The 6,044-nt window shown below is 69.4% G+C and carries 8 protein-coding genes and 1 pseudogene; 2 read left to right on the top strand and 7 right to left on the bottom strand.

Going from position 1 to position 6,044, the window contains the following annotated elements:
- On the top strand, positions 1 to 369 hold a 369-nt coding region (locus VN520_RS37605; protein ID WP_325751444.1), incomplete at its 5' end, for a type II toxin-antitoxin system PemK/MazF family toxin.
- 194 nt (positions 370 to 563) lie between these two features.
- On the opposite strand, the gene VN520_RS37600 is transcribed toward VN520_RS37605, so the two are convergent.
- The 7 genes from VN520_RS37600 to clpS form a co-directional block, all read right to left on the bottom strand.
- Complete coding sequence (locus VN520_RS37600) at positions 564 to 1,514, bottom strand: cysteine synthase (RefSeq protein ID WP_325751443.1); 951 nt, start codon at positions 1,512 to 1,514, stop codon at positions 564 to 566.
- Positions 1,514 to 1,792, bottom strand: coding sequence for a MoaD/ThiS family protein (locus tag VN520_RS37595; protein ID WP_325751442.1), 279 nt, complete (start codon positions 1,790 to 1,792; stop codon positions 1,514 to 1,516). Before VN520_RS37595 ends, VN520_RS37600 begins: the two co-directional genes overlap by 1 nt.
- Before the next feature lie 111 nt (positions 1,793 to 1,903).
- Positions 1,904 to 2,017, bottom strand: a complete 114-nt coding sequence (locus VN520_RS37590) for a putative leader peptide (RefSeq protein ID WP_325751441.1) — start codon at positions 2,015 to 2,017, stop codon at positions 1,904 to 1,906.
- 121 nt (positions 2,018 to 2,138) lie between these two features.
- A complete protein-coding gene (locus VN520_RS37585) occupies positions 2,139 to 2,573 on the bottom strand; it encodes a M67 family metallopeptidase (RefSeq protein ID WP_325751440.1) in 435 nt (144 codons plus the stop codon).
- A 113-nt stretch (positions 2,574 to 2,686) separates the two neighbouring features.
- Positions 2,687 to 4,117, bottom strand: a complete 1,431-nt coding sequence (locus VN520_RS37580; RefSeq protein ID WP_325751439.1) for an amino acid permease — start codon at positions 4,115 to 4,117, stop codon at positions 2,687 to 2,689.
- A gap of 303 nt (positions 4,118 to 4,420) precedes the next feature.
- Complete coding sequence (locus VN520_RS37575; RefSeq protein ID WP_325751438.1) at positions 4,421 to 5,008, bottom strand: DUF2017 domain-containing protein; 588 nt, start codon at positions 5,006 to 5,008, stop codon at positions 4,421 to 4,423.
- A 41-nt stretch (positions 5,009 to 5,049) separates the two neighbouring features.
- The gene (clpS, locus tag VN520_RS37570) at positions 5,050 to 5,358 is read right to left on the bottom strand and encodes an ATP-dependent Clp protease adapter ClpS (RefSeq protein WP_325751437.1); all 309 of its coding nucleotides are present in this window, start codon (positions 5,356 to 5,358) and stop codon (positions 5,050 to 5,052) included.
- Between the two features lie 88 nt (positions 5,359 to 5,446).
- On the opposite strand from clpS, the pseudogene VN520_RS37565 reads away from it, so the two are divergent.
- Positions 5,447 to 6,044: pseudogene (locus tag VN520_RS37565) on the top strand (nicotinate phosphoribosyltransferase); the annotation flags it as partial.

The raw sequence follows: 6,044 nt of genomic DNA, 5'->3' as shown, positions 1-6,044 counted from the left end.
CCGGGTGGGCGGACGCGGCCGCCGGGGCGTGCTCCGGAGCGGAAGAGGGGCCGGCCGCACGGGGGTCCCAGGCCCGGGGAGATCTGGTGGGCGGACGTGCCGTTCGAGGACGGGCCGGGGTCGAAGGACCGGCCGTGTCTCGTGCTGTCGGTGCGGGGTGGCACGGCGGTCGTCGCCAAGATCACCACTCGGCATCGTGAGGAGCGGCCGGGGGTGATCGCGCTGCCGCCGGGTTCGGTGGGGGACGCGCGGGGGCGGCGGAGTTTCCTGGAGACGGACGAGCTGCGGGATGTGGCGGTGTCGGGGTTCCGCCGGAAGGCGGGCGAGCTGGATCCGGGGGTGTGGGGGCGGGTACGCGGGCTGGGATGAGCGTGCGGGAGGCGCGGGGCGGGGTGTTCTCCCGTCCCGCGCCTCCTGGGGTGCGCGGCCGCCGTCACCGGGCGGTCCGAAGGCCCGTCCGGGCGGTCCGAAGCCTCTCGGTACGGTCCGCAGTCGTGCCCCGGACGGCCCGAAGTCCTGTCCGGGGCGGCCCGAGGCCGGGTCCCGGGCGGTGTGAAGCCCCGTCAGGCCCAGAGCTGGCCGTGCAGGGTTTCGATGGCGGCCTCTGTCGTGGGGGCGGTGTAGACGCCGGTCGACAGGTACTTCCAGCCGCCGTCCGCGACGACGAAGACGATGTCCGCGGACTCGCCCGCCTTGACGGCCTTGCGGCCGACGCCGATGGCGGCGTGGAGTGCGGCGCCGGTGGAGACGCCCGCGAAGATGCCCTCCTGCTGGAGGAGCTCGCGGGTGCGGGTGACGGCGTCGGCGGAGCCGACGGAGAAGCGGGTGGTGAGCACCGAGGCGTCGTAGAGCTCGGGGACGAAGCCCTCGTCGAGGTTGCGCAGCCCGTAGACGAGGTCGTCGTAGCGCGGTTCGGCGGCGACGACGGTGACGTCCGGCTTGTTCTCCCGGAGGTATCGGCCGACACCCATGAGGGTTCCGGTGGTGCCGAGGCCTGCCACGAAGTGGGTGATGGAGGGCAGGTCGGTGAGGATCTCCGGGCCGGTGGTGGCGTAGTGCGCGCCGGCGTTGTCCGGGTTGCCGTACTGGTAGAGCATGACCCAGTCGGGGTGTTCGGCGGAGAGTTCCTTGGCTACGCGTACGGCGGTGTTGGAGCCGCCCGCGGCGGGGGACGAGATGATCTCGGCTCCCCACATGGTGAGCAGGTCGCGCCGTTCCTGCGAGGTGTTCTCCGGCATGACGCACACGATGCGGTAGCCCTTGAGCCTGGCCGCCATGGCGAGCGAGATGCCGGTGTTGCCGCTGGTGGGTTCGAGGATGGTGCAGCCGGGTGTCAGGCGGCCGTCCTTCTCCGCCTGCTCGACCATGTGGAGCGCGGGGCGGTCCTTGATCGAGCCGGTGGGGTTGCGGTCCTCCAGTTTGGCCCAGATGCGCACGTCGTCGGACGGGGACAGCCGCGGGAGGCGGACCAGGGGGGTGTTGCCCACGGCCGCCAGGGGGGAGTCGTACCGCATCAGCGCATGCCGCCGGCGACGGCCGGGAGGATCGTGACGTTGTCGCCGTCGGTGAGCTTGGTGGAGATGCCGTCGAGGAAGCGGACGTCCTCGTCGTTGAGGTAGACGTTCACGAAGCGGCGGAGCTGGTCGCCGTCGACGATGCGCTCACGGATGCCGTTGTGACGGCTCTCCAGGTCGGCGAAGAGGTCGGCGAGGGTCTCCCCGCTGCCTTCGACCGCCTTGGCGCCGTCGGTGTAGGTGCGGAGGATGGTCGGGATGCGGACCTCGATGGCCATGGCGTGGGCTCCTGTCGGAAGCGTGGAGGTGGCGTGGGGCGCGCGTCTGCGTCCCCGCGCGGGGGTGGTGCGTACGTGGGTGCGTTCGGACCGCGGCTCAGACCGTGCGGTTCACGCGCAGGCGGCAGCCGGACACATCGCGCTGGACAGCCTGCACAGGTCGACGTGCAGCCGCGCGACGAGCATCGTGCCCGGGGCCTTTTCGCTCACGTCATGGGGAACCATGCGCTCATCGTATCGATTCCCCCCCTCGGATCCGGAGTGTGATCCCACATGGTGGATGGTGGGCATTCGGAATGTGGACATGCGAGGGGTGGCCGGTGTGTCCGGAGCCGTCCTTGCCGGGTCAGGCCGCCGGAGGGTAGGCGTCGACGACCTCGACTTCTTCCTCCGTGATCTCGCCGTCCACGATGCGGTACGAGCGGAACTGGAAGGGGCCGGCGTCATCGGTGTCGGCGGTGGAGACCAGCACGTAGTGGGCGCCGGGTTCGTTGGCGTAGGTGAGGTCGGTGCGGGAGGGGTAGGCCTCGGTCGCGGTGTGGGAGTGGTAGATGATCACCGGCTCCTCGTCGCGGTCGTCCATCTCGCGGTAGAGCTTCAGCAGGTCCGCGGAGTCGAACTCGTAGAACGTGGGTGAGCGCGCGGCGTTGAGCATGGGGACGAAGCGTTCGGCGCGGCCCGTTCCGGCGGGGCCGGCGACCACGCCGCACGCCTCGTCGGGGTGGTCGGCGCGGGAGTGCGCGACGATCTGGTCGTAGAGCGCCTGGGTGATGGTCAGCATGGCGCCCAGGATAAGCAGAAGGGCCCTCCCGTACCGAGGGGTGGTACGAGAGGGCCCGTATGCCGGACAGGGCCGTCGGGGCGCCCGGGGACCCGGGTGCGCCGGGGTGCGGCTCAGCGCTTGGTGAAGGCGGTGTTCCCGGGGTTGCGGGCCTTGAGCACCAGGTAGGAGACGCCGAGGACGAGGCCCCAGACGGGCGCGCAGTACAGCGAGATCCTGGCGTCCTTGTCGATGGCCATCATGATGACGACGAGACCGATGAAGGCGAGGGCGAACCAGCTGCTGAAGGGTGCTCCGGGGGCCTTGAAGGTGGACTGGGGCAGTTCGCCGCGGTCGGCCTTGGCCCGGTAGCGGATCTGGGAGATCAGGATCATGATCCAGGCCCACATGCCGGAGATGGTCGCGAAGGAGACGACGTAGTTGAAGGCCTCGCCCGGCCACTGGTAGTTGATCCAGACGCCGAGGAGCATCAGTGCGGCGGAGAACGTGGTGCCGACCAGCGGGAGCCCGTTCTTCGTCAGCCTGGTGAAGGCCTTGGGGCCCTGCCCGTTGAGCGCGAGGTCCCGGAGCATGCGTCCGGTGGAGTACATGCCGGAGTTGCAGGAGGAGAGCGCGGCGGTGAGCACGACGAAGTTGACGATCGCGGCGCCGATGCCGAGGCCCATCTCCTCGAAGGCGGCGACGAAGGGCGAGACGCCCGGCTCGAAGGTGCTCCACGGGACGACGGACAGGATCATGATCAGCGCGCCGACGTAGAAGACGGCGATGCGCCACGGCACGGTGTTGATGGCCTTGGGCAGGACGGTCTTCGGGTCCTTGGACTCACCGGCGGTGACGCCGACGAGCTCGACGGCGAGGAAGGCGAACATCACGATCTGGAGGGTCATCAGCGTGCCGCTGATGCCTTCGGGGAAGAAGCCGCCGTCGTTCCACAGGTTGGCGACCGTGGCGGTGTCACCGGCGTCGGAGAAGCCGATGGTGAGCACTCCGGCGCAGATGAGGATCATGCCGATGATCGCGGTGACCTTGACCATCGAGAACCAGAACTCGAGCTCGCCGAAGAGTTTCACCGAGATGAGGTTGGCGCCGTACAGGATGACGGTGAAGACCAGTGCGGACAGCCATTGCGGGATGTCCCACCAGTACGTCATATAGGTGGCTGCGGCGGTGACTTCGGTGATTCCGGTGACGACCCAGAAGAGCCAGTAGGTCCAGCCGGTCACGAATCCGAAGAAGGGGCCGAGGAATTCTCGCGCGTACTCCGCGAACGAACCGGACACCGGGCGGTACATGAGGAGTTCGCCCAGCGCACGCATGATGAAGAAGATGACCAGGCCCGCGATGGCGTACGCCAGGATGAGGCTGGGCCCTGCCCGGTCGATGGCTTTTCCGGCACCGAGGAAGAGCCCCGTGCCGATGGCTCCGCCGATGGCTATCATCTGGATCTGGCGGGCGCCCAGGCCACGCTGGTAGCCCTCGCCCGCCGAGACGTCAACAGCCTCCGGGCCGTCCGCCTGTCCCTTGTCGACCTGCGCCGATGTCATGGTGGTGCGCCTTTCTCCACGCCGATCCGCGCCGCCTGCGGCGTCGGATCAGGTCCTGATCCCCCCGGATATGGATGGAGTGCCGCCGGCGTTCGGCCGGCCTGTAGCGCCCCCGGGGACAGGGGTGGCGTCCCCGGGCGGTCGTGAAGATTTATCACGAGCGCCGGACGGGGTCACCGGGCACTGTGTGGCGTACACCACAAGAAAAAGCGGACAAGCGTTTCCAGGCGCTGCAAAGAAGGCCATTCAGGTGATGGGATCGTTATCCGGATTTGAGGATTCGTTGAGCGAACCCGGCCGGTCTCAGTCGGGCATCAGCGTTTCGATGAGCGTTTCCTGGAGTGCGCCGAGCCAGAGGTAGGCCATCACCATCGGTTTGCGGGGGTCGCTGTCGGGGAGCCGGTAGAGCGAACCGTCCTGGCCCTCGTCCTCGTCGGACACCTCCAGGCGGGTGCCGATCGTGAGCCGGAGGTCGTTGAGGGAGCCCAGCCAGTGGTGGCACTCGTCGGCGGTGAGGGCGAGCACCGCGCCGCCGTCCGCCACGGGCGCGAGGGCGTCCAGCGTGCGCACGACGGCGAGGGCGTCCTCGCGCTTGCGGGTGCGCAGGTCGTTCTCGGTGAAGCGGCGGAATTCGGCGGAGGCCTCGCGCAGCTCCTCGTCCTCGTCGCCGTACGCCTCCGGGAAGAGCCGGGCGAGGGCGGGGTCGCCGGGCGGTTCGCTGGGCCCCTCGGCGAAGAGCGCGGCCAGGGGGTCCTCGTCCTCGGCGGGCCGGGTGCCGGGGCCGATCAGTTCGAGCAGCTGGACGGCGAGGGAGCGCAGGATGGCGATCTCGACCTCGTCGAGGGCGACGGACGCGCCGCCGCCTGGGGTGGCCTCGAAGTGGCCGGCCATGAATTCTCCGATGGTGGGTCGGACGGAGGGGCAGCGGTGGGTCAGTTGCGGTCCTGGGTGAGCGTGGCCCAGAGTCCGTAGCCGTGCATGGCCTGGACGTCGCGCTCCATCTCCTCGCGGCTGCCGCTGGAGACGACCGCGCGGCCCTTCTGGTGGACGTCGAGCATCAGCTTGTGCGCCTTGTCCTTGGAGTAGCCGAAGTAGGCCTGGAAGACATACGTCACATAGCTCATGAGGTTGACCGGGTCGTTGTGCACCAGCGTCACCCAGGGGACATCGGGTTCGGGGACGGCGAAGATCTCCTCGGCCGATTCGGGACGTTCGATCTCTACGGGGGCAGCAACGCTCACCTACCCCATGCTGCCACCAGAGGAGGGCGCGCGCACAAACGGCGCCCCCATCTCGTCACTTTGACGAATAGGGAGTAGCATCCCTGGCATGAACTCAGCGGACCTTGGACGACGGGTCGGTGTGCCGTCGACCGCGCTCTTCACCGACCAGTACGAGCTCACGATGGTGCAGGCCGCACTCAGGGCCGGCACCGCGGACCGGCGCTCCGTCTTCGAGGCCTTCACCCGCCGGCTGCCCGAAGGCCGGCGCTACGGCGTCGTGGCCGGCACCGGGCGGGTGCTGGACGCGGTGGAGAACTTCCACTTCGACGACGAGATGCTCGGCTTCCTGCGCGACCAGCGCATCGTGGACTCCCCCACCGTCGACTGGCTGGCCGACTACCGCTTCAGCGGCGACATCTGGGGCTACCCGGAGGGCGAGGTGTACTTCCCGGGCTCGCCGCTCCTGCGCGTCGAGGGCTCCTTCGCCGAGTGCGTGCTGCTGGAGACCGTGATCCTGTCGATCCTCAACCACGACTCGGCGATCGCCGCCGCGGCCTCCCGGATGTCCGCGGCGGCCGGCGGCCGGCGGCTGATCGAGATGGGCGCGCGGCGCACCCACGAGCTGTCCGCGGTCGCCTCGGCCCGCGCCGCGTACGTCGGCGGCTTCGACTCCACCTCCGACCTGGCGGCCGGCTTCCGCTACG

The sequence above is a fragment of the Streptomyces sp. genome (genome assembly GCF_035563135.1).
Classification (GTDB): Bacteria; Actinomycetota; Actinomycetes; order Streptomycetales; family Streptomycetaceae; genus Streptomyces.
The sequence above is the reverse complement of the archived record's forward strand: the minus strand, read 5'-3'. Positions and strand labels throughout refer to the sequence as shown.

Bases quoted from the DNA above. Each gene is read 5' to 3' on its own strand.
- VN520_RS37600 (WP_325751443.1), bottom strand. From the start codon at position 1,514: ATGCGGTACGACTCCCCCCTGGCGGCCGTGGGCAACACCCCCCTGGTC.
- VN520_RS37595 (WP_325751442.1), bottom strand. From the start codon at position 1,792: ATGGCCATCGAGGTCCGCATCCCGACCATCCTCCGCACCTACACCGAC.
- VN520_RS37590 (WP_325751441.1), bottom strand. From the start codon at position 2,017: ATGGTTCCCCATGACGTGAGCGAAAAGGCCCCGGGCACGATGCTCGTC.
- VN520_RS37585 (WP_325751440.1), bottom strand. From the start codon at position 2,573: ATGCTGACCATCACCCAGGCGCTCTACGACCAGATCGTCGCGCACTCC.
- VN520_RS37580 (WP_325751439.1), bottom strand. From the start codon at position 4,117: ATGACATCGGCGCAGGTCGACAAGGGACAGGCGGACGGCCCGGAGGCT.
- VN520_RS37575 (WP_325751438.1), bottom strand. From the start codon at position 5,008: ATGGCCGGCCACTTCGAGGCCACCCCAGGCGGCGGCGCGTCCGTCGCC.